The organism is uncultured Eudoraea sp., assembly GCF_947260015.1.
Taxonomy (GTDB): domain Bacteria; phylum Bacteroidota; class Bacteroidia; order Flavobacteriales; family Flavobacteriaceae; genus Eudoraea.
Genome location: NZ_CAMYOM010000098.1, coordinates 1 through 2113 on the forward strand (window position 1 = coordinate 1; position 2113 = coordinate 2113).

Consider the following 2113-nt stretch of genomic DNA (forward strand, 5'->3'; position numbering starts at 1 on the left):
ATTTTAAAGTGTTACTGTTTATATCATTATTTTAAAAGAGAATAGGGCATCTTGCCTGTAAAGAAGTTTTACAGACAAGACACTATCCTAACTAATCAAATTCATCAAAGAATGGAATACTATCCAATATTTCAAGTCTGATCGCACCTAAAATGTAATTTTCAAGCTGATAAAACTGAGCTGCTATTTTTGATCCTGAAGATTTCTTGATTTTCTTGTAATACTTATCAATAAGCTTGTCAAGGCTCTTCTTTTGAGTCCTTACAGCCTTCATTAATTGATCTGTTTTTTCATCGGTCATTGCGCCATAATTGTTGGCATAATCCGCTAACAACTGTAAGCGTTTTTGGCCCAATAATTTTCTATCAATTTCATATTGGTCATATAGGGTCCAGAAAGCATCATCGCCTTCATTTTCAATAAATACAAGAGTCATAGCTTTCTTTTCCATTCCAAAAACGGCCTGGAACATTTCAACTTCTTCCTGCAATGATTGGGCAAAACTTATGTTGCCTACGGCAATCAAAAAGCCAAGGGCTAATACAAATTTTTTACTGTTTCAATTAGTTATTTAACTAATTCTACATCATTAGGCACCCAGGTCTTGTTGTTGAAGGCGTTGAGAGGACCGTAGTAGCGTATGTACACAAAGAATCCTTGGTCAGGGATTACTTCTACCCAGTTTTGCTTCTCAACACCTGCCGGTTGTTTGACTGAGAAATAGATATCGATAGAACCATCTTCATTAGTCACAGGTGGTGGAGTTTGCTGGCTACTTATACTTGGATAAGGCATGGTATTAACCACGCAGCGATTAAGGTTATCGTAAACAGTAACTGACCAGAAAAGCTTAACAGGCACCCCCGGAGGCATGTTTAATTTATACGTCTTGTTGCCGTCGAAGAAATTATCATCACTATCCTTATAGGTAGTTTGGTATCTTGAGCCAAGACCTTCTGGCATTTGCATCGCCATTGCCGGCGTAATACCATCAGCAGTGAAATGAAATACCGTGCGTGCCTCAAGGTTGATATAGTCGTTCTGATAGAACGTAGAATTGTTTATTACATATGGACTTTCCCATTGGCGATCAGGATACACTTTCGAGTTTTCAACTCGCGTATTAAACGCAATTACGCGCGACATCGCTACCCCTTGTTCAGCTGCTTTAGCCAATATTTTTTGCATGCGGGCATCGGGATTAAAAGGTTTCCCTTTTTCAATTCCAATAGAGGCCAATTCACCCAGGCGCTCTTTACCAAAAGCATCGGCAGGTTCGTAATTAATTAATTCGTGCATCCAGGCAAAAGCCCTGGCATCTTCTGGTACCAAAGTGTTGATTGGAACACCGGTAACATTTCTGTATGTATTCTCTCTAGGCCCTGTGCTTAAAGGATAGATTTTACAGCCTTCGCGGAAATAATCCATGGCGCCTTCGCCAAAACCTATTACAGCTGCATTGGCACGAACAAATGAGAAAACACGATAGGTTGGCGATTTAAATACGAAATAACCCTCAGGTACATCACCTTCGTAGTCAGGAGGCAAAATCAAATATTTTCCACCTTTACCTTTATCCATTCCCGTTGGACCAATATCGAATAGAAACTTAAAATTGGCATCATCAACAGGTCCCATTAAACCACCCGGTACTTCAAATACCAAACACCAACATAGAATAAATACTTTCAGTATTTCCCGTTAACCATAAAGCTTCAGAATCTAAGCGATTGGCAGTAACGGCTATGTGCGAGCTACTATGGGTTCCATAATCGCGAACAACGCCTTCAATCATTCCTTTCATCGAAAGGGCAGGATACATACTTAAGTACAGTTGCGTTGCTTTTTGAAGATCTAACTCATCATACACTTTTTGTATGGTTTCTTCTGTAGGGTACCCCCCCGGAAATTCCAATTCTCCAAAGTTGGTATTCATGGTTACTGCTGCAGGCTCAAATCCTCCTGTTTTATATGGAGTCTGGGTCTTTGCCCAATCAAAAATACTTGTTTTGCTATCGGGCATTTGCTTGTCTAATTTTACTTCTGATGCAGCAATATTTGATTCCGTAGATGCTTTTGCTTCTTCTTTTTTAGCTTCCTGATTACAGCTAAA

The 2113-nt window shown here is 39.6% G+C and carries 3 protein-coding genes; all 3 read right to left on the reverse strand.

The window, feature by feature from the left end; all coding sequences use genetic code 11:
* Positions 1–91 precede the first annotated feature (91 nt).
* Entirely contained in the window at positions 92–526 is a 435-nt protein-coding gene (locus tag Q0X66_RS15885) for a hypothetical protein (protein WP_297708111.1), read from the reverse strand.
* Between the two features lie 41 nt (positions 527–567).
* The gene (locus Q0X66_RS15890) at positions 568–1638 is read right to left on the reverse strand and encodes a DUF1214 domain-containing protein (RefSeq protein ID WP_297708113.1); all 1071 of its coding nucleotides are present in this window, start codon (positions 1636–1638) and stop codon (positions 568–570) included.
* 16 nt (positions 1639–1654) lie between these two features.
* Positions 1655–2113: hypothetical protein (locus Q0X66_RS15895; RefSeq protein ID WP_297708115.1), on the reverse strand; the 459-nt coding region annotated here is incomplete at its 5' end.